At 70.0% G+C, this 25,410-nt stretch carries 22 protein-coding genes and 3 pseudogenes; 15 read left to right on the top strand and 10 right to left on the bottom strand.

Annotation, left to right across the window (positions count from 1 at the left end; translation table 11 throughout):
- Nucleotides 1-38: 38 nt before the first annotated feature.
- From D456_RS0118560 to D456_RS0118550, 3 genes are read left to right on the top strand one after another with little or no spacing between them, the layout of a single operon-like run.
- Nucleotides 39-1,028, top strand: coding sequence for an ABC transporter substrate-binding protein (locus tag D456_RS0118560; protein WP_230479907.1), 990 nt, complete (start codon nt 39-41; stop codon nt 1,026-1,028).
- Nucleotides 1,025-2,125, top strand: coding sequence for a FecCD family ABC transporter permease (locus D456_RS0118555; protein ID WP_017577684.1), 1,101 nt, complete (start codon nt 1,025-1,027; stop codon nt 2,123-2,125). The genes D456_RS0118560 and D456_RS0118555 overlap by 4 nt, the downstream gene beginning before the upstream one ends.
- The gene (locus tag D456_RS0118550; protein ID WP_017577683.1) at nt 2,125-2,922 is read left to right on the top strand and encodes an ABC transporter ATP-binding protein; all 798 of its coding nucleotides are present in this window, start codon (nt 2,125-2,127) and stop codon (nt 2,920-2,922) included. Before D456_RS0118555 ends, D456_RS0118550 begins: the two co-directional genes overlap by 1 nt.
- A gap of 164 nt (nt 2,923-3,086) precedes the next feature.
- Here D456_RS0118550 and D456_RS0118545 read toward each other — a convergent pair whose 3' ends face one another.
- Together D456_RS0118545 and D456_RS0118540 are read right to left on the bottom strand one after the other, a co-directional pair.
- Nucleotides 3,087-3,797, bottom strand: coding sequence for a DUF5710 domain-containing protein (locus D456_RS0118545; RefSeq protein ID WP_017577682.1), 711 nt, complete (start codon nt 3,795-3,797; stop codon nt 3,087-3,089).
- 404 nt (nt 3,798-4,201) lie between these two features.
- On the bottom strand, nt 4,202-4,432 hold the full coding sequence (locus D456_RS0118540) for a hypothetical protein (protein ID WP_017577681.1): 231 nt from the start codon (nt 4,430-4,432) through the stop codon (nt 4,202-4,204).
- 292 nt (nt 4,433-4,724) lie between these two features.
- Here D456_RS0118540 and D456_RS0118535 point away from each other — a divergent pair, with 292 nt between their 5' ends.
- A complete protein-coding gene (locus D456_RS0118535; RefSeq protein WP_152442613.1) occupies nt 4,725-6,371 on the top strand; it encodes an SWIM zinc finger family protein in 1,647 nt (548 codons plus the stop codon).
- Nucleotides 6,372-6,545: 174 nt separating this feature from the next.
- Here the strand turns inward: D456_RS0118535 and D456_RS0118530 are convergent, their stop codons facing one another.
- Nucleotides 6,546-6,929, bottom strand: a complete 384-nt coding sequence (locus D456_RS0118530; RefSeq protein ID WP_017577679.1) for a VOC family protein — start codon at nt 6,927-6,929, stop codon at nt 6,546-6,548.
- Nucleotides 6,930-7,216: 287 nt separating this feature from the next.
- Here D456_RS0118530 and D456_RS0118525 point away from each other — a divergent pair, with 287 nt between their 5' ends.
- Together D456_RS0118525 and D456_RS0118520 are read left to right on the top strand one after the other, a co-directional pair.
- The gene (locus D456_RS0118525) at nt 7,217-8,452 is read left to right on the top strand and encodes an AI-2E family transporter (protein WP_017577678.1); all 1,236 of its coding nucleotides are present in this window, start codon (nt 7,217-7,219) and stop codon (nt 8,450-8,452) included.
- 135 nt (nt 8,453-8,587) lie between these two features.
- Nucleotides 8,588-9,484 carry an NmrA family NAD(P)-binding protein gene (locus D456_RS0118520; RefSeq protein WP_017577677.1) on the top strand — a complete coding sequence of 299 codons (897 nt, stop codon included), beginning with the start codon at nt 8,588-8,590 and terminating at the stop codon, nt 9,482-9,484.
- 187 nt (nt 9,485-9,671) lie between these two features.
- On the opposite strand, the gene D456_RS0118515 is transcribed toward D456_RS0118520, so the two are convergent.
- Both D456_RS0118515 and D456_RS27585 read right to left on the bottom strand, forming a co-directional pair.
- Nucleotides 9,672-10,766 carry an SEC-C domain-containing protein gene (locus D456_RS0118515; RefSeq protein WP_017577676.1) on the bottom strand — a complete coding sequence of 365 codons (1,095 nt, stop codon included), beginning with the start codon at nt 10,764-10,766 and terminating at the stop codon, nt 9,672-9,674.
- Between the two features lie 368 nt (nt 10,767-11,134).
- Nucleotides 11,135-11,215: pseudogene (locus tag D456_RS27585) on the bottom strand (SWIM zinc finger family protein); the annotation flags it as partial.
- Between the two features lie 47 nt (nt 11,216-11,262).
- Here D456_RS27585 and D456_RS28065 point away from each other — a divergent pair.
- The 5 genes and pseudogenes from D456_RS28065 to D456_RS0118490 form a co-directional block, all read left to right on the top strand.
- A pseudogene (locus tag D456_RS28065) lies at nt 11,263-11,514 on the top strand (TIGR02679 domain-containing protein); the annotation flags it as partial.
- A gap of 178 nt (nt 11,515-11,692) precedes the next feature.
- Nucleotides 11,693-12,107, top strand: a pseudogene (locus D456_RS26920) (DUF2399 domain-containing protein).
- A gap of 232 nt (nt 12,108-12,339) precedes the next feature.
- Complete coding sequence (locus D456_RS0118500) at nt 12,340-13,158, top strand: metallophosphoesterase family protein (protein WP_017577674.1); 819 nt, start codon at nt 12,340-12,342, stop codon at nt 13,156-13,158.
- 283 nt (nt 13,159-13,441) lie between these two features.
- Nucleotides 13,442-14,902 carry an MFS transporter gene (locus tag D456_RS0118495; protein WP_239643885.1) on the top strand — a complete coding sequence of 487 codons (1,461 nt, stop codon included), beginning with the start codon at nt 13,442-13,444 and terminating at the stop codon, nt 14,900-14,902.
- Nucleotides 14,899-15,471, top strand: coding sequence for a TetR/AcrR family transcriptional regulator (locus D456_RS0118490; protein ID WP_017577672.1), 573 nt, complete (start codon nt 14,899-14,901; stop codon nt 15,469-15,471). The genes D456_RS0118495 and D456_RS0118490 overlap by 4 nt, the downstream gene beginning before the upstream one ends.
- A gap of 140 nt (nt 15,472-15,611) precedes the next feature.
- On the opposite strand, the gene D456_RS0118485 is transcribed toward D456_RS0118490, so the two are convergent.
- Entirely contained in the window at nt 15,612-16,622 is a 1,011-nt protein-coding gene (locus D456_RS0118485) for an alpha/beta hydrolase (protein ID WP_017577671.1), read from the bottom strand.
- A gap of 410 nt (nt 16,623-17,032) precedes the next feature.
- On the opposite strand from D456_RS0118485, the gene D456_RS0118480 reads away from it, so the two are divergent.
- Nucleotides 17,033-17,533, top strand: a complete 501-nt coding sequence (locus tag D456_RS0118480) for a metallophosphoesterase family protein (protein ID WP_017577670.1) — start codon at nt 17,033-17,035, stop codon at nt 17,531-17,533.
- A 50-nt stretch (nt 17,534-17,583) separates the two neighbouring features.
- Here D456_RS0118480 and D456_RS0118475 read toward each other — a convergent pair whose 3' ends face one another.
- Both D456_RS0118475 and D456_RS0118470 read right to left on the bottom strand, forming a co-directional pair.
- Nucleotides 17,584-18,297 carry a DUF2267 domain-containing protein gene (locus tag D456_RS0118475; protein WP_017577669.1) on the bottom strand — a complete coding sequence of 238 codons (714 nt, stop codon included), beginning with the start codon at nt 18,295-18,297 and terminating at the stop codon, nt 17,584-17,586.
- Nucleotides 18,298-19,113: 816 nt separating this feature from the next.
- Nucleotides 19,114-20,325 (bottom strand): DUF5685 family protein, encoded by a 1,212-nt coding sequence (locus D456_RS0118470; RefSeq protein ID WP_017577668.1) that lies wholly within the window; start codon nt 20,323-20,325, stop codon nt 19,114-19,116.
- Nucleotides 20,326-20,510: 185 nt separating this feature from the next.
- Here D456_RS0118470 and D456_RS26335 point away from each other — a divergent pair, with 185 nt between their 5' ends.
- The gene (locus tag D456_RS26335; RefSeq protein ID WP_017577667.1) at nt 20,511-21,074 is read left to right on the top strand and encodes a hypothetical protein; all 564 of its coding nucleotides are present in this window, start codon (nt 20,511-20,513) and stop codon (nt 21,072-21,074) included.
- Nucleotides 21,075-21,141: 67 nt separating this feature from the next.
- Here the strand turns inward: D456_RS26335 and D456_RS0118460 are convergent, their stop codons facing one another.
- The gene (locus D456_RS0118460) at nt 21,142-22,107 is read right to left on the bottom strand and encodes an SEC-C domain-containing protein (RefSeq protein WP_017577666.1); all 966 of its coding nucleotides are present in this window, start codon (nt 22,105-22,107) and stop codon (nt 21,142-21,144) included.
- Nucleotides 22,108-22,264: 157 nt separating this feature from the next.
- Between D456_RS0118460 and D456_RS0118455 the strand changes: the two genes are divergently transcribed.
- Together D456_RS0118455 and D456_RS0118450 are read left to right on the top strand one after the other, a co-directional pair.
- On the top strand, nt 22,265-22,684 hold the full coding sequence (locus D456_RS0118455) for a Fur family transcriptional regulator (RefSeq protein WP_017577665.1): 420 nt from the start codon (nt 22,265-22,267) through the stop codon (nt 22,682-22,684).
- A 57-nt stretch (nt 22,685-22,741) separates the two neighbouring features.
- Nucleotides 22,742-24,211 carry a catalase gene (locus D456_RS0118450; RefSeq protein WP_017577664.1) on the top strand — a complete coding sequence of 490 codons (1,470 nt, stop codon included), beginning with the start codon at nt 22,742-22,744 and terminating at the stop codon, nt 24,209-24,211.
- 150 nt (nt 24,212-24,361) lie between these two features.
- On the opposite strand, the gene D456_RS0118445 is transcribed toward D456_RS0118450, so the two are convergent.
- On the bottom strand, nt 24,362-24,748 hold the full coding sequence (locus tag D456_RS0118445) for an ankyrin repeat domain-containing protein (RefSeq protein ID WP_017577663.1): 387 nt from the start codon (nt 24,746-24,748) through the stop codon (nt 24,362-24,364).
- Nucleotides 24,749-25,410 lie beyond the last annotated feature (662 nt).

Below are 25,410 nucleotides of genomic sequence, written 5' to 3'. Positions count from 1 at the left end.
GAGGCGCCGGACCCCGATCACCGGGCCGTGTGTCCGCGGTGGCGACGACTGCGGCGGTCTCGGCCGCCCTCCTGCTGCTGTCGGGCTGCGCGGGCGCCGACCCCTCCGACCCCTCCCCTGCAGCGGCCGACGGCAACAGCGTCGACAACTGCGGTATGGAAGTGGCCTTCGAGTCCCCGCCGGAGCGCATCTTCGCCATGAACCCGGGCGCGATCGAGAACCTGGTCGCGTTGGGTGTGCAGGACCGCATCATCGGCGCCGTCGGCGACCTGGAGCGCATGCCCGAGGATGTGCGGCGGGAGGCCGAGGACCTCAACATCGTCCACCCCGGCGGGGAGGACTATCCGAGCTCCGAGACGATCCTGGGGACCGAACCGGACTTCATCTACTCGGTCTATCCGAGCGCGTTCCGCCAGGACGGGGGCGTGGCCTCCCGCGAGGAGCTTCAGGATCTGGGCGTGCAGAGCTACCTCGCGCCCGACCGCTGCCCCGACCGCGACGACGAGCAGCCGTTGGAGTTCGACGAGATCTGGACCGGGCTGGGCGAGGTCGCCGCGCTGGTGGGCGCCGAGGAGCGGGCCGAGGAGGTCGTCGCCGAGCAGCAGGAGACCCTGGAGGCGGTCCGCGCCGAGCTGCCGGAAGATGTCGGTGACCTGGACGTCTTCTGGTGGGACATGGGTACCGGCGACGGGCCCACCGCCGGGGGATGTTGCGGCGGCCCCGGCATGATCCTGCGCGAACTCGGTGTGGGCAACGCCTTCGACGACCTTCCCGGCCACTGGTCCGACACCAGCTGGGAGCAGGTCGTGGAGCGCGACCCCGACCTGGTGGTCGTCGCCGACTTCGGTGGGCAGGACATCGACGACAAGCTCTCCTTCATCGAGAACGATGCGACGCTGCGGGAGTTGCGGGCCTTCCGTGAGGACGCGGTCGTGGAACTGCCGTTCGCGCAGACCACCCCCGGGCTGCAGAACGCCGCCGCCATCGAGACGATCGGCGCCCACCTGGCCGAGGCGGGCACGGAATGAGTCTGCCCTCCGTCTCGCGGGCCGAGCGGCGCACGGACGCGCCGGCGGGCACGGGCGGGCCGCTGGGTCTGGTGTTCCTGCTCGCCCTGGCCCTTCTGGCGGGCTCGGTCGTCGTTTCGGTCGCCCTCGGCCAGAGCGACCTGTCGGTGCGCGAGGTGTGGACCGTGGCCACCGAACGGCTCGGCCTGGGCTGGTTGCGTATCGACCTGTTCGGGCTGCACGGTGCCGAAGGCCTCACCGAACTGCGCGCGAACCTCGTGTGGGAGATGCGCCTGCCGCGTGTGCTCACGGCCGCGCTGGTGGGCGGCGGCCTGGCAGTGGTCGGTGCCGTGATGCAGACCCTGACCCGCAACCCCATGGCCGACCCCTACCTGCTCGGGATCTCCTCGGGTGCCTCGCTCGGGGCGGTCGCGGTGATCGTCGCCGGTCTGAGCCTGGGCAGCCTCGGCGTGGCCGGGGGCGCGTTCCTGGGTGCGCTGGGCGCGTTCGTGCTCGTGCTGGCCCTGGGGCAGCGGTCCGGCCGACTCACGCCCACACGCATGATCCTGGCCGGGGTCGCTGTGGGTGCTTTCGCCTCCGCCGTGACCTCCTTCCTGATCATCTGGGTCGCCGACCCGCACGCCACCCAGGAGGCCCAGTTCTGGTTGTCCGGTTCCCTGGCGTCCGCGCGGCTGCCGACCGTGTACACCATGGCCGCGGCCGTGCTGGTGGGACTGTTGGTCTGCGGTTTCGCCGCCCGGGGGCTGAACGCGTTCGCGTTCGGCGAGGACACCGCCGCCAGCCTGGGTATCGACGTCCAGCGGGTCCGGTGGGTGCTGTTGGTGGTGTGTGCACTCGTGACCGGTGTGCTGGTCGCCGGCTCCGGGACCATCGGGTTCGTGGGGCTGCTGATCCCGCACGCGGTGCGTGCGCTGGTCGGCCCGGACCACCGGCGGGTCCTGCCGCTGTCGGCGCTGGTCGGCGCGGTGTTCCTCATCTGGGTCGATGTGGTCGCCCGTATCGCGTTCGAGCCGCGGGACCTGCCCGTGGGCATCATGACGGCGATGCTGGGCGTGCCGGTTTTCCTGTGGATCCTCAGACGCAAGGTTGATCGCTGATGACGCACCTCGCCGAAGGCGAATCACTCACGGCCGCCGACGTCTCCTGGTCGGTCGACGGGCAGCACATCCTCGCGGGTGTGGACGTGCAGGTGCCCACCGGGAGTTTCACCGGTCTGCTCGGGCCGAACGGGTCGGGCAAGTCGACTCTGCTGCGCGGGCTCGCGCGTCTGGGCAAGCTCGACGAGGGGGTCGTCCACATCGGCTCCGACAACGTGCACAGGCTGCCGCGCCGCGCGCTGGCCCGGCGCCTGGCGCTCGTGGAGCAGAATTCGGCCACCGACATCGATCTGCGGGTGCTGGATGTGGTCCTGCTCGGCCGTACCCCCCACCGGGCCGCCCTGCAGGCGGACTCGGCCACGGACAGGGCCATCGCGGTGCACCAGCTCGAACGGGTCGACCTCGCCCACCTCGCGCACCGCCGTTGGAGCACGCTCTCCGGCGGTGAGCAGCAGCGCGTCCATCTCGCGCGGGCCATGACGCAGGAGCCGTCCCTGCTGGTGCTCGACGAGCCGACCAACCATCTCGACGTCGGCCATGCCCTCCAGCTGTTGGCGATGGTGCAGCACTCCGGGCTGACCGTGCTGGCGGCGCTGCACGACCTCAACCTCGCCGCGGCTTTCTGCGACCATCTGGTCGTCCTGCACCAGGGGCGGGTCGCGGCTTCGGGGCCCCCTGAACAGGTGTTCACCGCGGACCTGTTGGCCGAGGTCTACGGTGTCGAAGCGGACGTGGACCTGCACCCGCGCACCGGGCGCCCGCACCTGTGGTTCCATCCGCCGATGGTTCCGCACTGAAGGCGTGCCGGTGCGGCCGACCGCCGTTGTCGGACCCGCTGCCGGCCGCCACTGCGCCGTTGGTCCCCCGCCCGCGGCCGTTTTCCCGGGGCGGGGGTGGCCACGCACGGGGGCAACACCCCCGGCCGGGTACCGCTCGCGCGGTACCCGGCCGGGGTGCTCTGTCATCCCCGCGAGCCCTGGCGTTGGAGTTCGGCCCGGGCCTCCCCCGCGCGCTGCAACGCCTCGGGCGGGGGTTCGACGGTGATCCCCGCACCCGTGAGCATGCCCAGGTCCAGCTCCCACACCAGTCGTGAGCGCTGCTCCCACAGCGCGAACGCCTCTTCCACGTGGCGCTGGGCTGCTGCGGCGGAGGCGCCGGTCACCGCGATCAGGTGGTCCATCGCCTGACCGGCGATCCCCTTCACCTGTGCGAGGCCGAAGTGGGTGACGGTGTGGCAGGGCGTGCAGACACAGATCAGGCGCCGCAGGGTCTGGACCCGGGCCTGCTCGTCGAAGGTCCACCTCTCGTGGACCTCCAGCCACCGCCGCTCCGCACGGTCGGCGGGGGCGCCGCAGACCTCGCAGAGCTGTCCTGCCCTGTTGACGACCATGCGGCGCAGCCGTTCCCAGTCCTGCTGTGACACACACGAACGCACGTTGGTGAACCAGCAGGTGGTGGGCACCAGGTCGACGAAGAGCCCGGAGCCGAGCGAGCGGTCCTCGCCCGGAAGCAGATCGGGCACGTCGGGGCGGGCCGACCAGCGTTCCAGTCCCGTGATGCCCGGCCGGGGCGCGTACCAGCGGCGTGCCCGGGGGTCCCACCTGGCCCCTTCCGCCTTCGCCAGGTCCTTCTCCGCGTACGGGACGTCGAGCCAGATCCGCTCGGCAGGCACGGCACTCCTTCACATCAGCCGGGTCGGTGGAGTTCAAGCAGTGGCTCCAGTAATACCTACGGTCCGGGGTACGTGGTCCCGAGTGGCCACAAGCGGCCAACTTCCGGGGGCGCGCCCCACCGCAGCGGCCCGGTGTTCGGAGCCGAGGGCAGGAACCTTTCCAAAGCGACCGAAACCGCCCTCTCCTCCGGGACGGGCGCGATTGTCGTCTGCCTGCCGTACTCGGCCACGGCCACGTGCACCGAACCCTTCTGACCGAGTGGATCATCGGCGGTTTCCTCGGGCCGGGTGCGGCCCGGGACCGGTGAACCCCCATGGCCTCCGAGGGCTTCCGTCAGTTGACCGCTGTCACCGGTGATGCCCCCGGGGACGCGCTCATCGCCCCCCGGGGGGCCGGTCGGGGATCACTCGACCACGCCGATGACAAAGGTCGCCATGGCGGTGAACGCCGTGAACATGGTCAGAAGAGTGGTCCCGGCCGACTTGAGCACGGTGGGCCAGGGCTTGTCCGATTCGCGGCCGATCAGTGCCGTTCCCAGAGCGGAGGCGAGGGCCAGCAGCTGCTCGCAGGGTTGGCTGAGGTATTGCCGTGGGCCGATCGTGTCGGTGTGGGCATCGGTCCCAAGCACCCGCATGGTGATCTTCCGTGGCTGCGTGCCAAATTCGAGGAGTTCCTCGAAACGCTGAGCCTCACCGAAGAAGCCGTGGTGTCCTGGACGCCGTCGCCACCACGACAAGGCCGACCGCCGAAGCGAGGGAACGGTTCATAGTGGGACTTTCCCAGGCCGTGGGGGCTGAGCGACATCTCCTACCGACAACCTCGGGCCCACAGGAGCCGAGCGCACCTGAGCCGGAACAGATCGTCTCTCGATGAAACGAACCCTGCGCTCACAGCCCTCACACTCCCCCATCCGGTTCAATGGCCCCATGCCCTCCTACACACGCGAAGACCTCCTCGAGTTGGCCGGTGCGAAGTCCTACGACCGGGGCGTGCACTACGTCGCCCAGGTCGAAGAGGTCGTCCTCGACGGGAGGACGGTGCGCGGCACCGTCCACGGCACCGACGCCTACCAGGTCGAACTCACCCCATTGCGCAACGGCATGGAATGGGACTGCGACTGCCCCTGGGCCGAGGACGGCAATTTCTGCAAGCACTGCGTCGCCCTCGGACTCGTGCACCTGTACAACGCCGATCACGGGGTGGAGACGCCCCGTGCCCCCGACCTGCAGGCCTATCTGCGCTCGCTCAGCACCACCGATCTGGTCGAGCTGGTGTTGGAGGCGACCGATGCTTCGCCCGAGTTGCGCGGCCGGTTGGAGCTGCGAGCCTCCGCGGCCGGGTACGGCAGCAATGACAGCGGCGCGGACAACGCTGACAGTGCGGGGCGGTCACTGGTCGAGGCTGCCCTGCGCGTCACCGGGTTCGTGGAGTACACAGAGGCACGGGTCTACGCCGATCGGGTGCACGAAGTGGCACGCCTGGTGGAGATGAAGACGGAACAGGGGATGGCGACCATGGCCGAGGAGCTGGCTCGCCACGCTGCGACCCTCCTGGACCAGCAGGCAGGGGTCGTCGACGACTCAGGCGGCCACATCGGTGAAGCAGGAGCCCGGCTTCTCGACGCGCACGTACAGGCGTGCGAAATCGCGGCACCGGAATCGCGCGCGCTCGCGGAGTGGCTGCTGGACCTGCAGCTCGACGGCACCGGCCTGACCGATCCCCAGATGGGTGACTACGCGGGTGTACTGGGCGAGGAGGGCCTGGAGCACTACCGCCGCGAGCTGTTCGAGGGCGATACGGGTGAGACCGCCAACAGTTGGAGCACGGGTTTCTTGAAGAGCGAGTACGCCCGTGAGGTCGGTGACACCGATCTACTCGTGCAGACCTTGGCATCCCAGGGGTCGGGGGCCTACCCCGGGATCGTCTCCGTGCTCGACGACGCGGGGCGCGGGGCCGAGGCCCTGGAGTGGGCGGAGAAGGGCTTGTCGGAGGGGTCCAGGCATGTGAGCGGACGCCTGGTGGAATACGCGGTCCAGGCCCATCGTGCCGCCGGACGTGCGGAGGAGGCTCAGCGGCTGCGGTGGGAGGCCTTCGAACGCAATCCCATGGTGTACACCTACCGTGCGCTACACCGAGACTTCCCGGACGACCAATGGCCGACGGTGCGTGGGCAGGCCCTGACCGTGCTCTCCCGTTCAGCGGCGCGGCGCCAGGCCAGGCACTTCCCGTGCTCCCTGGTCGAAGTGCTCGTCGACGAGGGGTGCGCCGGTGAGGCCTGGGTTGCCGCCACCGAGCACGGCTGCGACCCTCACCAGTGGCTCCGGGTCGCGGCGCTGCGCGAAAAGGACCGTCCCGAGGACGCGGCCGCGGTGTACGTGCATGCGGCCCAGGAGCGGGTCGTACGGGTCGACACCAGCCTGTACCCGGAGGCCGCCGACCTCGCGCGGCGGGGACGCGACCTGTACGAACGGGCGGGGCAGCCTGAGGAAGCGCGCTCGTTCGTGGAGCGGATACGCAGCGAACATCACCGCAAGCGGCGTTTCCTGGCCGAGCTCGACCGCGTGGGACTGTGACGCGTTCCTGGAGGAGACCGAGGTCAGTATGGGGGCCGCCCGTCCGTGCGGAGTCCGCGCGTTGGCCGCCCGCTGCGACGAGTCCGCCGCCGACCGGGCAGCCTTTCCCCGTCGCGGCCGCCCACGAGTGCCCGAGAAACCGTCCCGGGCGACCGGCCGGGACGGTGCGTGGTGTCAGTGTCCTGTGGCGGCCCGGTCGGACTCGCTGCGCAGCACACAGAACTCGTTGCCTTCGGGGTCGGCGAGGACGACCCAACCAAAGCCATCGGGTTCCCGGTGGTCGGCGACGAAGGCGGCTCCGAGGCCCATCAGCCGCTGCACCTCCTGTTCACGTGAGGTCTCGGGACGCAGACACAGGTGGAGCCGGTTCTTGATCGCCTTGGTGTCGGGAACCTGGTTGAAGTGCAGCACGGGACCCTCGGCCGGCATGACCTGGGTCTCCACCTCGCCCGGTCCGTCCTCCGGGTGCAGAGGGCGGCCGGTCACTCTGCTCCAGAACCGGGCCGAATCGTAGGCGTCCGTGCAATCGATCGCTATGTTCTGCACTGTCGAGACCATGCGTGTGAGCTTTCCACTCCCCCATGCCGAGTGCCACCGGTTTACGCCCCTTCTTCGCGTGCACAGGGCGAGCTCCTGGTGGTTCGGGCCCGGCCGAGAGCGTCTGCTCGGCGCCGAGCAGGCGCGAGGACCTGCCGACCCTCGAAAACCGTAGAAAGTACCGGAGACAGTGCGGCGGTGGTGGAAGGACAGGTGTGGAGGGGAGCACCATCGTCCGGGAGGGCGGAAGCCGCCCCGGGACGGAGGAAAGTCCCCTCACACTCCACGCACGGTGAGGAAGAGCCTGCTTGTCCACGAGCATCACCTCGTCCGGTCCCTCGCACCACGACCGCGGCAGCAGTATGCCGCCCTGGCTGCCCCGCGCCATGATGCTGGCCCTGTGGCTGATCACGGCCTTCGGCCTGGCTCTGTGGTTGTTCGTGCAGTTGCAGGCCCTACTCGTGTTGCTGTTGATCTCGTTGTTCCTGGCGCTGGCGATGGAACCTGCGGTCAACTGGCTCCACCGGCACCGTTGGCCGCGCGGACCCGCCACCGGGGTGGTGATGCTCCTGTTGTTCGCACTGACCGCGGCCTTCCTCAGCCTGCTCGGGTCCATGCTGATCAGTCAGGTCGTGGCCTTCGTCTCCGAGGTGCCCGCGATGGCCCGCACCGCGCTGGACTGGGTCAACGCCACCTTCGACGCCTCCTACTCCCCCACCGCCCTGCTCAGTGAGATCTCCAGTGCCAGCGGGCTGATCGAGCAGTACGCCTCCGGTGTGGCCGACAACGTCTGGGGCGCCGGGACGACCGTCCTGGCTCTGCTCTTCAACGCGCTGACGATCGCCCTGTTCACCTTCTACCTGTGTGCCGACGGTCCGCGTTTTCGGCGTGTGCTCTGTTCGGTCCTGCCACCGCGTACCCAGCGCGAGGTACTGCGCGCCTGGGAGATCGCCATCACCAAGACGGGCGGTTTCCTCTACTCCCGTGCGCTGCTGGCCGTGGTCTGCGCGGTGACGCACTACGTGGTGCTCCTCGTGCTGGACGTGCCCTTCGCGTTCGCCCTGGCTCTGTGGATGGGTGTGCTGTCGCAGTTCATCCCCACCATCGGTACCTACATCGGTGGTGCCGCTCCTGTGCTGGTGGCGCTGGTGGAAGGTGTGTGGCCGGCCGTGTGGGTGCTGGTGTTCGTCACCGTCTACCAGCAGTTCGAGAACTATGTGCTCCAACCCCGGATCACTGCCAGGACCCTGGACATGCATCCTGCGTTGGCCTTCGGGTCGGTCATCGCGGGCGTGGCCGTCCTGGGTGCGCCCGGAGCGCTGCTCGCCCTACCGATGGGCGCGAGCCTGCAGGCATTCCTGGGTACCTACATCCGCCGGTACGAGGTCGCCGACCATCCCCTGCTGCCCGCCGACAGGGGCGGTGGGAAAGAAACCCAGCATTCCCGCAGGAAAGGAGAGGCCGTGGCGCCGGACGGGGCCGGGGAAGCCGGGAACGATCCCCTTTCCGGTCTGCAGGGACGGGACGGACCGCAGGGCGTGTGAATTGCTCGTACGGCGCTCGGGCAGCGCTTTCCCGGCGTGCGAAGAAGCGCGGAGGGCGGTTTGGTTTTTCCGCGCGACCGGCCGTGCCGGCCGCACCGGCCGGAATCTGTCGGTGCTCGGCTGTAGCGTCCGGCCATGGCACACGAAAACACACTCGGGAAGATCGTCGTCACCACACCCACCGGGAACGTGGGATCCCGGGTCGTGCGGCTGCTGCTGCAGGCGGGGATGCGCCCGACTCTGTTGCTGCGCGATCCCGACAGAATCGACGCCCACACGCGGGCACGGGTCGACCTCGTACAGGGCGACCAGGGAGACGTTGATGCCGTCCTGCGCGCGACCCGGGGCGCCGACCGCCTCTTCTGGGTGGACCCGCCCACGCCGGACGACGACCCGGTCGCCGGCCACGCCCGCATGGGAGCCAACGCGGCACGCGCGGTCAGTGAGAACGGCATCGGGCACACCGTGTTCCTCAGCAGTGTGGGCGCGGAGAAGCGGCACGGGGCCGGCGAGATCGACGGGTTGGCCCGCACCGAGCAGGCGTTGGACGCCACCGGCGCCAATGTGCTGCACCTGCGCTGCGGCTACTTCTTCACCAACCTGTTCATGGACATCAGCGCTCTGCGCGAGGGCGTCCTGCCCACCCCGTGGCCGCTCGAGTCCGCGATGCCCTGGGTCGATCCGCGCGACATCGGTGACGTCGCGGCCGCCAGGCTCCTGTCCGCCAACTGGTCGGGCAGCCGGGTGCAGGCGGTGCACGGGCCCGAGGACCTGTCCTTCTCCGGTGTGGCCGACATCCTGGCCCAGGCCCTGGGCCGGCCGGTGCGCGCCGAGCGGGTCTCCGATGAGGAGGTGCGCGCCGGGCTCGGCTCCGTCGGTCTGAGCACCGGGCAGATCGAAGGCGTGGTGGGTATGGCGGCCGGCCTGCGTGAGGGTTTCACCCCCGAGCAGGAACGCGGGGCACTCACCACCACACCGACCACGCTCGCGGCCTGGGCCCACGCCCACCTGCGGCCCGCGCTGTCAACTTGACCCGGCCCTGAGGGGCCGGGCTCGGAGGTAGCGCCCGACTGGCTGCCGGGTGGCCCCTCCGTCCAGCCACCGCTGCTATGGGGTGGCAGGGGCACGTGACTCACGCCCCGCGTTCCACACGCTCCGGCCGCGGTCGGCGAACCAGGCCGGGCCCGCCGAGGTCGGCGAACCAATCGGTCTCCGTGGCTCAGCGCAGCGCCGGGGATCCGCAGCACTTCTTGTACTTGCGCGCGCTCCCGCACCAGCACGGCCGGTTGCGTTCGGGAGGCCAGATATGGAGCCGTGGGTCCTCGGGGTCGACCCCAATCCGTTCCCAGGTGTGGCGGGTGTGCTCGTCCGCGGGGTCCGTGCCGTGGGTTTCGGCGAAGGCGAGGAGCTCATCGACGCCGCACAACAGGACGGAGACGGCGGTCTCGGGGTACTGCCGGGCGTGCTCGCGCAGTTCCCGTTCCGCGTCGCGATAATGGGCGTCGGGTCCCTGGTCTGCGGCCCGGTCGGTGAGGAGACCTCGGGCACGGGCAGTGTCGAAGTCCTGCCGGGAGTAGAACACCCGGATCCGGCGCTCGGGCCCAGTGCGGGAGAAGGCGGGTTCCTCGTCCCGGCCGAGCGCACCCGCCGCTGGGTCGAACAGATGCTGCTCCCAGTCGGTCCCAGCCCGGTCGAAGGGGTCCTCGTCCGTGCCCTCGGCGGCCGCCTCCTCCATCAGGCGTTGGGAGAGCCCCTGGGCGAGCAGGTCGTGGTCATCGGGGACGAGCCCCAGATCTGCCCGTACACGGGCGCGGCCGATCAGCGGGTGCAGCATCCGGGCGGGCAGCCCGGCCAGCTCGTCGACGGAGTCGAGGAGCAGCTCACGGGAGGCGATGTTGTGGCACAGCAGCGCCTCCTTGCGGTGCCCGGTCTCCTCGAGGTCCTCGGCGAGCATACCGGCGGGCCCCTCGCCCAGGCGGCCCGGACGCAGCAGGTCCTCGATGACACGCTCTGCCCTGGCCCGGCCGTCGGCCTCCTCGCTCTCCCGCAGGTGCCATGCCAGTTCGATGGAGGCGTACTGCTCGTCCTCGGGGGCAGGGGGATTCTCCCGCAACGCTTCCAACAACCGCAGGGACAGGTCCGGACGCTCGGCCATACGAAGGTGGTACACGGCGTCCAGGAGGATGTTGCCGGCTTCCTCGGGTTGCTCCGCCAATTCCCGCAGGACCTGATCGGGCAGACCGATCCGGTGAACGGTGCTCATGAGCGCGGCGGGAAGCGTCCCGGCCCCGGAGGGGTGTGCTTGGTCGGTCATGCCCCAAAGATATCCCGGGCCGTCTTCCGTGCCGGGGCACTCGGTGAAGTTCCGCCCTCAGGGCTCGGGGCGTTCCAGCAGCGCGTACATGGGCTCCAGACGCGAGGCCACAGCGGGGGTGGACCCCTCCCAGTGCGCCACCGGGTCGAAGGGGCGCGGCGGGGCCATGGGCACCGGCTCCGCGGGGCCCAGAAGTTCTCGATGCGCTCTGCGAGCGGCGTGAGGTCCACGTCCAGTTCACTCGCCGGTCCACTCTCGCTCTCCCCCGGAATGCCCAACGCTTCCAGGGTCTCCTCCTCCGTACGGCCCAACCAGGTCAGCAGGGCCGCGGGGTCGTCGTCGAAGATCCGGGCCACCGGGTACAGGACGGCTGCGGCGTGCTTGCAGGGGCGGCCCCGGTCCGGGCAGGTGCACCACAGGTCCAGGTCGTCGAGGGGGTCGGGGAACATCGCCGCCCCGTGCCGGGCGAAGACCTCTTCCATGCGGTGCCGAGTACGTGCGTGCCGACGGTGTTCCCGTCGGTGGTCCAGAGGCTCTGCGCCACCGCCTGGAGCAGGCGCTGGCGGTGGTGGCGGCGCTCCCGCTCGCCGACGGCCGCCCTCTTCCGGATCTGGCCGCCGAGGTGACCGGGGACCCGCTCTCCCTGGACGGGACGAAGGCCTTGCCCGGCCTGGTCCTACAGGCGCTGGCGGCTCTGCGCAACGAACCGGTCCCCCGGAACGCGCAGGAACGGCGGGCGCTGTGGGCCGCGTGCGGGGTGGACTGCGACGCCCATTCCTCGACCGTGCTCGTCCTGGGGTTGCGCCCACGGGGGACGGATCCGCTGGCGCAGACCCTGCGTATATGGGCCGAGGCCGGACAGGCGGCCGTGGTCACCCTGGACCAGATCTCCCCGGACCGCGCCGGCGTCCAGGCCCGCTCCGGTCGTGTACGTGGTGGAGAACCCCTCGGTGTTGGCGTTGGCGCAGCAACGTTCGGGGAGTGGATGTCCTCCTCTGGTGTGTGTCGGGTCGGCCCGGCAGTGCGGCCGTGGCCCTGTTGCAACAGTTGGCCTCGGAGGGGGCTGAGCTGCGTTACCACGGGGATTTCGACGGCGAAGGGCTGCGTATCCGCCGCCCACGCGATGGCCCGTACGGGCGCTCTGCCCTGGCGTATGGGGCCCAGGACTACCGGGAGGCCCTCTCCCGGGTGGCCACGGCTCCCCCGCCCGGCAGGACGACCCCGGTGCCGTGGGACGGCGAACTGCACGAGGTGATCGCCGAGCGCGGTGTGGCCGTACACGAGGAAAGGGTGACGGAGACACTCCTGTCCGATCTGCGGGCCGGCGCGGACGCCCGGTAAGGCGGGCCCGCATCGAAACGGCAAGGACGAGAGCACCCTCTCGATCCCTCACGGCACGCTCGAGACCTTCACCGTCCCCGGCGGCCCGGGGCGTACGTGTGGACACCGGTGCCGCACGGGACGGTCGGCCGGGGCCTTCGATCCCCGCACCGTCGGCGTTCCGCACGAGAACAACGCGTAGTCTGGCCGTGCTCCGGAGGTGGAGACGAACCGAGGCGAAGGGGCTGTCCGGATGAGCCTGCTGGCCATCAGCGACCTGCACGTGCGGCACGAGGACAACCGTGCCTTCACCGAATCGCTCCGGCCCCGCGCCGACGACGACTGGCTCCTGGTGGCCGGCGACGTCGCCGAAACCACCACCGACGTCCTCTGGGCGATGGAGCTGCTGAGCAAGCGCTTCAGCACCGTCGTGTGGGTTCCGGGCAACCACGATCTGTGGACCACGCCCAACGATCCCGTGCAGCTGCGCGGCCGGGAACGCTACCTGTACCTGGTCGACTCCCTGCGTGCTCTCGGCGTGCACACCCCCGAGGACCCTTACCCGGTCTGGCACGGTCCGGAGGGGCCCGTTGCCGTGGCTCCGCTCTTCGTGCTCTACGACCACACGTTCCGTCCCGAGGGCACCCGTACCAAGAAGGAAGCCCTGGACGTGGCCTACGAGGCGGGTGTGGTCTGCACCGACGAGTACCTGCTCCACCCCGACCCCTATCCCGGTCGGGACGCCTGGTGCCGGTCCCGGTTGGAGTACACCCGCCGGAGGTTGGACGCGCTGGATCCGGAGGTGCCCACCGTGCTGGTCAACCACTATCCGCTCGTGCGCGAACCCACCCGGGTGCTGCACTACCCGGAGTTCGCGCAGTGGTGCGGGACCGAGGCCACCGCCGACTGGCATCTGCGCTACCGCGCTCGGGCCGTGGTCTACGGGCACCTGCACATCCCCCGCACGATCACCGTCGACGGGGTCCCCCACATCGAGGTCTCGTTGGGTTATCCCCGTGAGTGGGGCCCGCGTCCCCACCCGCCCGAAGGGCCCCGGCGCATCCTGCCGTGAGCTCGGCGTCCCCGCCCGCGACTCTTCATACCAGCGGCCCGGGTCGAGGTGCCCTGCTGCCCCGGGGTGCCTGCGCCGGACTGCGTGGCCTGGCCCGGGGCAGGGGTGTGCCCCTACCGGTGACACGGGTCCCATCCGGTGGCGAATGTTTGACGCACCGGGGTGAACGGATGTTCACTCTCTAGGGGTGAACACCCGTTCACCCTCTTTTCGTGTGCCCCTGCCCGGCGCGCACCCGCACCGCATTCCTCACCCTGGAGCCCGGAGTATCTCCGTCCTGCGTGTGCCCTCATGGCTCACCATGGGGGTGCTCACCCTCTGCGGCATGGTCGTCTCACTGCAACAGACGCTCGTCATCCCCCTGCTGCCGGAACTGCCCTCGATCCTCGGCGTCTCCACCGGCGACGCCTCGTGGCTGGTCACCGCGACACTGCTGACCGGGGCCGTGGCCACACCGATCGTCGCCCGCACGGCCGACATGTACGGCAAGCGCAGGATGCTGCTCGTGGCCCTGTCGGCCATGACCGTGGGCTCACTCGTCGCGGCACTGGGCGGGACCTTCCTGTCGATGCTGATCGGCCGCGCCATGCAGGGGTTCGGTGCCTCCCTGATCCCCGTGGGCATGAGCATCATGCGCGACCAGCTCCCCAAGGAGAAGCTCGCCGGGGGCATCGCCCTGATGAGCGCCACTCTCGGTATCGGCTCGGCCCTGGGCCTGCCCTTGTCCGGTGTGCTCTACAGCGCGTTCGGGTGGACCTCTCTGTTCTGGTCCAGCGCGCTGGCCGGCGCGGTCCTCATCCTCACCCTCCTGCTGGTGCTCGATGAGTCCTCGCAGCGTTTCCCCGGACGTTTCGACGTCCCCGGCGCACTCGTACTCACGATCATTCTCGTCAGTGTCCTGCTCCCGCTGTCCAAGGGCGCCTCGTGGGGATGGGCCAGTGGCCAGGTCATCGGCTCGCTCGCGCTCGCGGCCGTGTCGCTGGCGGTCTGGATCCCGCTGCAGCTGCGCACACGCGAGCCCATGGTGAACCTGCGCACGGCCGTCCGGCGCCCGGTCCTGCTCACCAACGTCTCCTCCTACTTCGTCGGCTTCGCGATGTTCCTGAACAGCCTGGTCACCACCCAACAGCTGCAGGTGCCCACCGACACCGGGTACGGCCTGGCCCTGCCCGTGGCCGTCGCCGGCCTGGCGATGGTGCCGGGCGGCCTGATGATGCTCGTCCTCTCACCGGTCTCCGGCCGTATGATCAACCGGTGGGGCGGGAAACCGACACTGTTGAACGGCGGGGCCGTCATGGGCCTGACCTACCTGTGGCGGATGTTCAACCACGATGCCGTCCGGGAAGTCGTGCTGGGCAACATGGCCGTCAGTATGGGCAGCGCGATCGCGTTCGCGGCCATGCCCACGCTGATCATGGCGTCCGCTCCTCGGAGCGAGACCGCCTCGGCGAACGGGCTCAACACCCTGATCCGTTCGCTGGGCACCTCCAGCAGCAGCGCCGTGACCGCGTTGGTCTTCGCGTCGCTGACCGTGACCGTCGACGGTGCGGTCTTCCCCTCCGGCAGGGCCATGGCTCTGGCGCTCCTGCTGGGCGTGGCCGTGTGCACCGCCAGTGTGCTGTTCACCGTCTTCGTCCCGGGCCGCGAGCGTGCCGGGAAGGAGGACGAGGCGACCGGGGCCGGGGCCTCCGGCTCCGCCCGGGCCCGTGGTTCCGGGGACGAGGATGAGAAGGTGGAGTCGTGAGCGCTTCCGACAGTCGAGGCACGATCCTCAGCACCGCACGGGAACTCTTCTCCGAGCACGGTTACACGGCGGTGACCATCCGGGACATCGCCGCCGCCGCGGGGGTCTCCCCCTCGCTGGTGATGAAGCACTACCGGAGCAAGGCCGAGCTGTTCAACGAGCTGGGCCCCAACGACATCCCGTTGGCCGAACTGGACCTGCCCCGTTCCGAGCTGGGCCGTGCACTGGTACAGAAGGTTCTCAACCGGCGGGAACACGGTCTTTCCGACCCTCTGTTGGTGGCCGTCTCCCATGCCCGTGAGTCCCCCGAACCCGAACGCACCCGTGCAGAGTTTCGGGAGCGGCTCCTGTACCGCTTCGGTGAGCTGATCGGGGACACCACCCCCGACCGCCGCCACGCGAGCGCCGTGGCCTCCCAGATACTCGGTCTGGCCGAGGGGGTCCGGGTTCTGGGCCTGTTTCCCGCCGAGGAGATCTCCCGCGAGGAACTCCTGGACCTGTACGGGCCGCTCGTGCAACAGCAGATCGACGCCTGCACGGAGACTCAAGGGCCGGGCCCCGACTCCTGAGGGGCGGCCCCTCGGCCGGTTCCCCGGGCCCGGGGTCGGCCGCACCCGGCAGGAACCCGGTGGACGCCGGTCGGGGCACAGGAGCAGACCCCGACCGGCGGGCTTCACGGAAACCGTCGGGTATTCCCCGCAGGCGCCCCTTATCCCGCGGCGCGCAGGCGGCCGACGATGCCGTCCAGGTCCGCGGCGACCAGGTCACCGCGGATGAAGTGACCGCCTGCGGCCTCGTGCGATTCGTGCGCGATCCCGGCCGCGTCGAGACCGGCGCGGAACTCCCGCTGCCCGGCGAGCACCTCTCCTTCGGTGATCCGGTCGAACCAGTTGATCGGGTCGGGGCTGTCACCGGCGACCATGAAGACGCGCTTGCCGCGGTAACGGCCGATGTTCTCCACCGCGTTGTCGGCGCTCACCCGGGCCTCGTCCCACGGCACCCCGTAGACGGTGCCGCCGGCCAGTTCGGCGGCCGCGGAAGTCACGTTCGCCCAGTGGGTGACCGCGCCGGCGTCACGGCGCATGCTGGCCGGCCCGGAGTAGGAGCTGACCGAGGCGAAGTGGCCGTAGTACTTGGCTGCGTACTTGAGTGCGCCGAAGCCGCCCATGGAGAAGCCCGCCACGGCACGGCCGTCGAACTCGGCGTGGGTGCGGAAGTTCGCGTCGATCCAGGGGACGAGCTGGCTCATGTGGAAGGTCTCCCAGTTGCGGGGACCGGTGTTGGAGGTGACCGGATTGCTGTACCAGCCGGCCGGGCCGCCGTCGGGCATGACGATGATGAGCTGGTGCTCCGCGGCGAGTTCGCGGATACCCGAGTTGTCCCAGCTCCGGAAGTCCTGGTTCAGGCCGCCGCCGTGGAGCAGGTAGAGGACGGGGTAGGTGCGCCCGTCGTTCCGGTAGCCCTCGGGGACCATGACGTTGACCGCGGGGTCCCACCCGATCGCGTCGGTCCGGAAGCGGTAGTACCACATCCGTGCGTCGTTCTCGTTCTGTTCGACGATGTCGAGGCCGGCATGGGGCCTGACCGTGCTGGTGGCCGTGTCGGCATGAGCGGAGGATGCCGACGCGAGGAGGCCACCGGAGGTGGCTGCCATACCGACGGTGAGTCCGCCGATGCTCTTGAGGAGGTTCCTCCGGCTGGGGGGTTGGTAGCTCAACATGACTCCTGGGGGTTCGGGGGAAGGGGGCCTCACTCACCGGGGTCCGGGTTTCTCCCACCTTGTTCCGGAATGCAGGGGAAGCGCGCGGCTTCTGGCGAGGGTGGCCGCCGCACCAGTGGAACAGAAACGCCGACCCGATGCCGCATATCACGAATAACGAAATAATGAACATTCTGTGAGTTGGTCGGGCGCCTCCACCGAAAGGCATGCGAACTGCAGGTATTCACCCACCGAGCCCGCACACCGCCCCCAGAGGGGACGATGTACTCCCAGGCAGAGCGTCTCTCAGGAAATCCGGTCTCACAATTTGCCCGAAAGATCTACTCTTCCCACGGCCCCCGGAGCACAGAAAACAGCCGGCCCCTTCAGCCGCCACGGCCTCGGCCGACGCAACAGCTAACCTGCGTGCCATGCGTTTGCTGATCATCTCCGACACCCACCTGCCACGGCGCGCCCGCGACCTTCCCGCCCAGATCTGGGAAGAGGTCGAACGCGCCGACGCCGTCGTCCACGCGGGCGACTGGTGCGACCTCGAGTCGCTGCTCTCGCTCCAGGCACGAGCGGAGCGGCTCATCGGCGTGTACGGCAACAACGACGGCCCCGAGCTGCGAGAGCGCCTCCCCGAGGTGGCCCGTGCGGAACTGGGCGGTGTGCGCTTCGCCGTCGTCCACGAGACAGGACAGGCCAAGGGGCGGGAGAAGCGGTGCGCGAAACTCTTCCCGGACGTGGACGTGCTGGTCTTCGGCCACTCGCACATCCCCTGGGACACTCGCGCAGAGACCGGGCTGCGGTTGGTCAACCCGGGTTCGCCCACCGATCGGCGCAGACAGCCCCACCACACGTACATGACCGCCGAGGTCGACGGCGGCGGGACGGACCTGCGGTTGCACCGCGTGGGGACCGGCCTCTGAACGGGGCGGGCCACGCGGAAACGCGCCCCGGCGACCGGGCCGGGACTGCCTCAGCCGCCCGAACCGATGGTCGCCACGGCCGCGTCGATCCGCTCGGCCATCTCGATGTCGCGCGTGGTCACGGCAGCGATCGATTCGGTCCGCACCGTGAAGGTGACCCCGCTGTCGGTGGTGTAGTGCTCGAAGGAGTGCCCGAGCCGCCTCGCGGCCTTCTCCGCCTGGTTCAGCAGTGGTGTGACCCGGTCGCCGGGCAGATCCACGTCCCTGGTCAGGCCGCCGGTGTCGCCCCGCCAGGCGGGAAGGCGTTCCATCGCCCGCTCCAACGTCGACTCGTCGAGCCGGCTCGGGGACCCGGACACCCCGGTGTCGGCGCGCCCGCGAGCGCCCTCGGGGTCGTGGGCCCACTGGGCGAGCTCGTCGGGAAGCTGGGATGCCAGGTCATCGGCGAGCCGGGGGTCGCTCCAGCGGATCCCGGTCAGGACCGCCCCCACCAGACGCACCCCTTTCTCCTCGGGGCAGCCGACCTCCTGTGCGACCTCCTCCGAGAGCGCTCCTGTCGTCTCCAACGCGGGGGCGCTCGGCTGCGCCGGGATGTGGTCCCGCAGCGCGGCGGGGAACTCTGCGCGCAGGCGCTTGCGTGTGTCCGGTGTGGTGTGCCGGGCCAGGGCGCCCGTCACCGCTTCCAGCGCCCGGCGCCCCTCGTCGTTGTCGGTCGCGTTCCCCTCGCGGACCACGTGCTCCATGAGTTCCTGGTAAGCGATCATTCGTCCCCCTCGAGTCGCATGGACCCGGCGTATTCGCCTTCCGGCCCCTGTTCGTGGTCCTGACCTGGGGCGGCGTCACCAAACATCGGGGGCGGACGCCGGTGCGGTCCGTGGCCGGCGCCGGCGGTCACCGGTCAGTTGGTCCTGGTGCGGTCCAATGAGCACACACGTGGGGAGCCCGAGCCGCGGGGGTCCGGTTCGGGCCGGGCCTGCACGGGCGCCCGGTGGCCCGGTGCGCGGGACAGGTACCCACCGGAGGGGCCGACCCGGGCCGTGTCCGGGAACGGAGGCCCGCGAACCCGTCCTGCGGACAACCTTCTTCCGGCCCCGGAGGTCGCGCGATACCCGTGCCATCTGCTCTTCGCTCGCCCCCGTCCTGCTGACAGCGCTCTTCTCGGGCCTGCCCCACGAGAACCACGTTCCGCCCCTGAACACCGGAGGGGTACGGTCCACGCCCGTCCAACGCCGGGGAGGGCGGCTTCGAGGTCGCGCTCCCAGCAGTGCCCGCAAGGCTGGGCACCGCTCTGGCCCGTGGTGATCTCGCGTCGGTGGTGTCGCGCAGCTTCACCGACGAGATCGCGTACACACGCCCGGACGAGCACAAGATTCCCTGGCGCTGGTGCGCGGGTGGTTGGTCTCCGATCAGGCCCTGCCCCCGCTCGACGAAGGCGATGTTCGACGCCCACTGCATGGACGCGGCGTCGGGAGAGCCCCTCCGCCCGAGGAGGGGGTGCGGTGCACGAGCGCGCCCGAGATCGACCTCGCTGTTTTCCACGGGAGCTGAGCACGCCGCACGGGCAGAACGCGCAGTTGGGTTCAGTCGCAGCAGGAGCAGCATTCCGCCCAGCAGCTACAGGCCTCGCACCAGGACCCCCTCGGTTTACCGGACCAGGGTCCGGGGTGGGGATCCCGGCAGCAGAACTGGCAGGTGCAGCACATGAACAGGGCCGCCGCGCAGCCGGCCGGCAGACCCCGGCTGCGGCGTGGCTCCAATGCGGGGGTCCGGCAGCCGCAGTCGCAACGGTCCGAGCCCTGCCCACCGCCCCCGCCGGAGCGGTGTTCCCCGCCGCTGTGGGGGCCTCCTGCATGTGCCGGGCCGTGGGAACCGCCGTGGCGCTCCGAGTGCCCCGGGTGGTTCCCGTGCACCGAGTGCCGGTACTGGCCCGGATGTCCCGGGTGTCCTGCGTGGGCGAAGGTGCGTTCGACGGCGCGGCCCAGTTCCAAGACCAGTAGTGCGTGCACGAGGCAGCCGTCGTCGAAGTCGGCCTCGTCCACGGCGAGGGAGACGCCCAGGACGGCGTCGTCGCACAGGTCACGGGCGCGCCGGATCGGGGTTCCGGTGTTGGTGAGGGGGTTCCAAGAGCCCTGGGCGAGATCCTGGTTCCGGTCCTCGACCGCGTCCAGCAGGTGGGCGATCCGGCCGAAGAGGCGACCTGCCTCGTGCAGTGGTTCGGCGTTGGCGGGCCGTCCTGCCAGGAACGCCGTGTGCGCGAACGCCTCGGCGGTGGCTTCCTCGGTGGGCGCGGTGACACCGAGGACATCGGTCCCCTCCCCCGCTGCCTTCTCCACCGCGCGTTGGCGGTCGACGACGGCGGTCAGCGCGGTCCCGTCGAACCCGAGCCCGGCCCCGGACGCGCGGGCACCCCGCTGCCACCGCTCGGCCGTCCGCCCGGCCAGCTCGCGCACACCTGTTCGGGCGAGGCGGCCGTCGCCGTCCTCGATGTGGTCGTTGATCCTGGCCGAGGCCAGGAGGAGCGAGACCACCGCGGCCAGTTCCGCGCCCGCCCCCTCGGCGACGGTGGCCGTACGCATGCCGCGTAGCAGGCAGGGCCCGGCTGTGCGGGTCCCGGTCCGGGTCTGGGCCGCGGTGAGGGCCGAGACCACCAATCCGTCGTGGTTGGTGGCCAGGCGTGCGGCCTGGCCGTGGCCGTCCCGTAGGGCCAGGCACAACCCGCACAGGTGTGACATCCACTCGCCGGCCAGTTCTGCGGACAGAGTGTGTCGGCAGGGCCGCAGGATTCCGAACATGTTCGCCTTCTCGTCGCCAGGGTCCGCCCTCAGGCACGCGGACACGTGTTCCGATCCCTGCGGCGTCTGTTCGGTTCGGCCTCTCGGCCCCCGGTTCGGTCCGCGATTGTCCACAGGCCCCGAGCGGGATCGTCGGCACTGGTACACGATGGCCTGCAAAGCCCTTCGACCCTGGTGAGGTCTCTGTGACTCCTCTGTTCCCCGAGTCCGACGACCGTGCACGACTGGAACGGCTCGCGCGTGAGCACGCCGAGCGCAGCGCCGGCCCGGACGGGCGGGCTCCCTCATGCGCGCCGATCGAACGCCTGGTCGTGGACTACCTGCGCCATCTGTGTTCCGACGGCGGCACCGATCAGGGACCGGAGCCGCACCGACAGGTGTGCGAGGCGATCGCGGCGCGGTACCCGTGGCTGGCCGCGGAGTGCCGTCGCCAAGTGGTCGTGCGGGCCGCCGAGGAGGCCCGGGACCGGTTCCACCAACGGTCCGAGTCGTGGGAGCGGGGTGATCGGCGCAGGGAGCACCGGGAGCTGGTGGCCCGTTCCCGGGAGGTGATCGGCCGGTTGCGGGTCGGTCAGCGGGTGGGGTTCCGGTACCGGAGGTTCTGGTACACGGGGGTGATCGTCGGTTTGGGGCGTACACGCGCGAGGGTGGCCCACCGGGTCTTCACCGGCCCGGAACGGGTCCGGATGTTGCACGCGGCCAAGCTCGTCCCGTTCGACGAGCGTACGTTCGGCGACGGGCCCCGGTGAGCTCGCCGGCGGGTCCGGCCGCGTACGTGGATCCGGCCCGTGCGCCCGCCGGGGCTCTTTTCCGGTGTCAGCGCACGACCGGGGATCCGCAGCACTTCTTGTACTTGCGTCCGGACCTGCACCAGCAGGCCTGGTTGCGCTCGGGCGGCCAGGGGCGCAGCGCCTCGGGGTCCAGGGCCTGGGCCCAACGTTCGCGGGTGGCCGGCTCGGCCGGGTCGAGCTCTGCGGTCGCGGCGAAGGCGGTGATCTGGCCGGGCGTGGCCGTGGCGGTGTGCAACGGCACGGCGGGGGTTTTCCGGGCGTCGGCGCGCAGCGCACGTTCGACGTCGTGGTGGTGGGTGTCCGTTCCGGTGATCAGACCGTGTTCGCGGGCCTCGTCGAGGTGTTCGCGGGCGTAGGCCACGTGCACGACAGGGGCGTCGTCCTTCTGTGCCTCCGAAGCACCGTGCAGCGCCCGGTCGAGCAGGCCGGTCTCGGTGTCGGACCCGTCTGCGGCGCGGGCCTGCTCGTCGTGGGCGTCGGGGGCGAGTCCGAGGCGCTCGCGCACGCGGGCACGCCCGGTGAGCAGGGCGAGTCCGAGAGGTTCGAGCCGGTCGACGATCTGCGCGGGCTGGGCCAGGACGCTACGGCAGGCCACGTTGTAGCAGTACAGGGCGGTCTCGGGTGCGGTATCGGCGTACTCCTCGGCGAGGACGGCCGCCATGCCGCGTCCGAGTACACCGGGGCGCAGGAGGTCGGCGATGAGCCGGTCGGCCTCCTCGTTCCATGCCTCGGAACGCAGGATCTGCGAGAGCATGTGCGCAGCGTACTGGCGGTGGTCGTCCTGCGGGGCGTGTTCCCGCAGGATCTGCAGGAGGGCCTTGGCGTGGGCGGGGTCGTGCTCGCGCTGTTGCCCGGCGGCTTCCAGGAGGACGTCTGCAGCCGAGTCCGGGTCGGCAGCCATGGCGTCCAGGTGGTGCTGGGGCAGGTCGAGGTCCAGGACGGCTGCCACCAGTTCGGGCGGGAGCGGGGCCGGGGTCGCGCTTTCGGTCATGGGTCCAGGTTAGGAGCGCCGGGGAGCGGTTCGGTGCGTACGGGTTCACCGGGAACGGCCACGGTCTCATCCCTCGTATGGTGTACATCGTCGCTGTGACTAAAACAGCATGACCCCAAGATTGGATCTACTCAAGAAAAGCTGCTTTACTGGGGCCATGCACCAGACCGACACCGAAACTGTCCTGCGGGCAGCTTCGCTACGTGTGACCGGGCCCCGAGTCGCGGTACTGGAGGCTGTCGAGGCCCACCCGCACTCCGACGCCTCCGCCGTGCTCCAGGTGGCCCGCGCTCGCCTCGGTGCGGTGTCCAACCAAGCGGTGTACGACGTCCTCAATGCCCTGACCGGCGCTGGACTCCTACGGCGTATCGAACCCGAGGGGTCGCCCGCACGCTACGAGCGCCGTGTGGGCGACAACCACCACCACGTGATCTGCCGTCGGTGCGGCGCGATCTCGGACGTGGACTGCGCCACGGGAGCAACACCCTGTCTCGAGGGCTCGGACGACCACGGCTTCGTCGTCGACGAGGTCGAGGTCACCTATTGGGGCATGTGCCCCGCGTGTCAAGAAGCCTGACCCCTCCGACTCTTGTCGCACAGCATCGCAGGTTTTCACTCAAGGAAGCAGGAGTCCATGTCGCAAGACAACACCAACCCGATCACCACAGCCAATGGCGCACCGGTCGCCAACAACCAGGACAGCCTCACGGCCGGCCCGCGCGGCCCGATGCTGCTCCAAGACCTGTGGTTCCTCGAGAAGCTGGCGCACTTCGACCGCGAGGTCATCCCCGAGCGCCGCATGCACGCCAAGGGTTCGGGTGCCTGGGGTACTTTCACCGTCACCCAGGACATCACCCAGTACACCAAGGCCGCGCTCTTCTCCGAGGTCGGCAAGCAGACCGAGATGTTCGCCCGCTTCTCCACCGTCGCCGGTGAGCGCGGCGCTGCCGACGCCGAGCGCGACATCCGCGGCTTCTCACTGCGCTTCTACACCGAAGAGGGCAACTGGGACGTCGTCGGCAACAACACCCCGGTCTTCTTCTTCCGTGACCCGCTGAAGTTCCCCGACCTCAACCGCGCCGTCAAGCGCGATCCGCGCACCAACATGCGCTCGGCCGACAACAACTGGGACTTCTGGACCAACCTGCCCGAGTCCTTGCACCAGGTCACCATCGTCATGTCGGACCGCGGCATCCCCGTGGGTTACCGCAACATGCACGGTTTCGGTTCGCACACCTTCTCGTTCGTCAATGCCGACAACGAGCGCTACTGGGTCAAGTTCCACTTCCGTACCCAGCAGGGCATCGAGAACCTCACCGACGAGGAAGCGGCCAAGGTCATCGCCGACGACCGCGAGTCCTCCCAGAGGGACCTGTTCGACGCCATCGAGCGCGGCGACTACCCCAAGTGGACCTTCTACGTCCAGATCATGCCGGAGGCGGACGCGGAGAACTACCGCTTCCATCCCTTCGACCTGACCAAGGTCTGGTCCAAGAAGGACTACCCGCTCATCGAGGTCGGCGAGTTCGAGCTCAACCGCAACCCGGAGAACTACTTCGCTGACGTGGAGCAGGCCGCCTTCACCCCGGCGAACCTGGTCCCGGGCATCGGTGTCTCCCCGGACCGTATGCTGCAGGGCCGCCTGTTCTCCTACGGTGACGCCGCCCGTTACCGCGTGGGCGTCAACCACCACCAGATCCCGGTGAACTACCCGCGTGGCGCCAAGCAGGTCAACACCTACCACCGTGACGGTGCCATGCGTGTGGACGGCAACCAGGGCGGCGTGCCCGGCATCGAGCCCAACTCCTACGGCCGTTGGCCCGAGCAGCCGGCCTACGCCGAGCCCGCGCTGGGGGTGGGATCCACCGCCGACCGGTTCAACTACCGCGAGGACGACGACAACTACTTCGAGCAGCCCGGTGACCTGTTCCGCCAGATGAGCGCCGAGGAGCAGCAGCGGCTGTTCGCCAACACCGCTCGCGCCATCGACGGTGCTTCCGAGGTCGTCGTCGAGCGCCACATCAGCAACTGCACCAAGGCCGACCCGGCCTACGGTGAGGGTGTGCGCAAGGCCATCGAGGCCCTCAAGGCCGGCAACCTCTGAGCATGAATGTGCGACGTGAGGTGTCCTGAGCGGCGTCCACGCACATGAGGGGCCGACGTGGTCTTCAGCGACCACGCCGGCCCCTTTTTCTGTCTCCGATGCGGTTTCTGCCGGTCCCGTCGGCCGGCTGTGCCGTGCGGGACCCGTCTGTCAGTCCGAGCCCGGCAGGAGGTCCTTGCGCCCGAACATCTCGGCGGTGGCCTTGGCAGTGGGGGTACCCGCGTCCAGGTCGGCACCGGCCTCGACCAGTGCCGCCACGACCGCGTCCTCACCCTTGAACAGCGCCCCGGCCACGGGCGCCTGATCGTTGTTGTTGCGCAGGTCGACGTCGGCACCTCGCCCGATGAGGGCGGTGACGGTGCCCGCGTGGCCGTGGTAGGCGGCCAGCATCAACAGAGTGTTGCCGTCGTCGTCACTCACGTCGACCGGAAGGCCGTGGTCGAAGAACTCCATCAGTTCCTCGGTCTGCCCTGCACGGGCCAGGTCCATGGCCAGTTCGATGACACGTCTGGTCTGCTCCTCGGAAAGTCCGCTCATCGCTCCAGGCTAGAGCGTGTGGGGGTCCTTCCGGACACCTGGAACGCTTGTCATGCGTGAGCACGGCTCTGAGCGTGTGCGGCCGCCAGGACAGGGTGGGTGAGAACCCGGTTTCGGCTGCGGTGGGGCTCATGGACTGTGGAGGGGCCCGTGGGCCGTTGGTAGGTGGCACAGGTCCCGGTGGGTCGGTGGACCGGTGAGTGGTGGGTGGGCCTGGTGGTGCGGTAGCAGGTGGGAAGGCCCGGTGGGGGCGGTAGCAGGTGGGTGTGGGCCCGGTGGGCTGGTAACTGATAGGGCAGGGGCCATGGACTGGTGGCAGGTGGGTGGTGTTCGTCGGAGCGTCGAGCGTAGCCCGGCCGGGGCTTCCCGCAACCCGCTTCGGCGCCCCGCCACGCCCCTTTCATCGCGGTGAATGTGGCGGGTGTGTGATGGGTTCTCGCGGCGCCTCGGGGTGTGCGGCCCGCCCCTTCCCCGGGCCGGCCCGCTCTCGCCGCCGAACACCCCACGGCCGCAGCCAACCGTCCGCCCGAAGAAGTGGGGGCCAACCGCCAACCCCCTCGGGCGGGCCATTGCGACCACCGCTTGCGGCGTGGGCACGGTGGCTCGCTCCTGCGACAGCAACGGCCCCCTACGGGAGCAACTACGGCCCCGCGCACTCCCGG

Source organism: Nocardiopsis kunsanensis DSM 44524, assembly GCF_000340965.1.
GTDB classification, from domain to species: Bacteria; Actinomycetota; Actinomycetes; order Streptosporangiales; family Streptosporangiaceae; genus Nocardiopsis; species Nocardiopsis kunsanensis.
The sequence above is the reverse complement of the archived record's forward strand: the minus strand, read 5'-3'. Positions and strand labels throughout refer to the sequence as shown.

Excerpts from the sequence above, each read along its gene's own strand:
- D456_RS0118555 (WP_017577684.1), top strand. The coding sequence starts at position 1,025 with ATGAGTCTGCCCTCCGTCTCGCGGGCCGAGCGGCGCACGGACGCGCCG.
- D456_RS0118550 (WP_017577683.1), top strand. The coding sequence starts at position 2,125 with ATGACGCACCTCGCCGAAGGCGAATCACTCACGGCCGCCGACGTCTCC.
- D456_RS0118540 (WP_017577681.1), bottom strand. The coding sequence starts at position 4,432 with ATGCGGGTGCTTGGGACCGATGCCCACACCGACACGATCGGCCCACGG.
- D456_RS0118535 (WP_152442613.1), top strand. The coding sequence starts at position 4,725 with ATGCCCTCCTACACACGCGAAGACCTCCTCGAGTTGGCCGGTGCGAAG.
- D456_RS0118530 (WP_017577679.1), bottom strand. The coding sequence starts at position 6,929 with ATGGTCTCGACAGTGCAGAACATAGCGATCGATTGCACGGACGCCTAC.
- D456_RS0118520 (WP_017577677.1), top strand. The coding sequence starts at position 8,588 with ATGGCACACGAAAACACACTCGGGAAGATCGTCGTCACCACACCCACC.
- D456_RS0118515 (WP_017577676.1), bottom strand. The coding sequence starts at position 10,766 with ATGACCGACCAAGCACACCCCTCCGGGGCCGGGACGCTTCCCGCCGCG.
- D456_RS0118500 (WP_017577674.1), top strand. The coding sequence starts at position 12,340 with ATGAGCCTGCTGGCCATCAGCGACCTGCACGTGCGGCACGAGGACAAC.
- D456_RS0118485 (WP_017577671.1), bottom strand. The coding sequence starts at position 16,622 with ATGTTGAGCTACCAACCCCCCAGCCGGAGGAACCTCCTCAAGAGCATC.
- D456_RS0118480 (WP_017577670.1), top strand. The coding sequence starts at position 17,033 with ATGCGTTTGCTGATCATCTCCGACACCCACCTGCCACGGCGCGCCCGC.
- D456_RS0118475 (WP_017577669.1), bottom strand. The coding sequence starts at position 18,297 with ATGATCGCTTACCAGGAACTCATGGAGCACGTGGTCCGCGAGGGGAAC.
- D456_RS0118470 (WP_017577668.1), bottom strand. The coding sequence starts at position 20,325 with ATGTTCGGAATCCTGCGGCCCTGCCGACACACTCTGTCCGCAGAACTG.
- D456_RS0118460 (WP_017577666.1), bottom strand. The coding sequence starts at position 22,107 with ATGACCGAAAGCGCGACCCCGGCCCCGCTCCCGCCCGAACTGGTGGCA.
- D456_RS0118455 (WP_017577665.1), top strand. The coding sequence starts at position 22,265 with ATGCACCAGACCGACACCGAAACTGTCCTGCGGGCAGCTTCGCTACGT.
- D456_RS0118450 (WP_017577664.1), top strand. The coding sequence starts at position 22,742 with ATGTCGCAAGACAACACCAACCCGATCACCACAGCCAATGGCGCACCG.
- D456_RS0118445 (WP_017577663.1), bottom strand. The coding sequence starts at position 24,748 with ATGAGCGGACTTTCCGAGGAGCAGACCAGACGTGTCATCGAACTGGCC.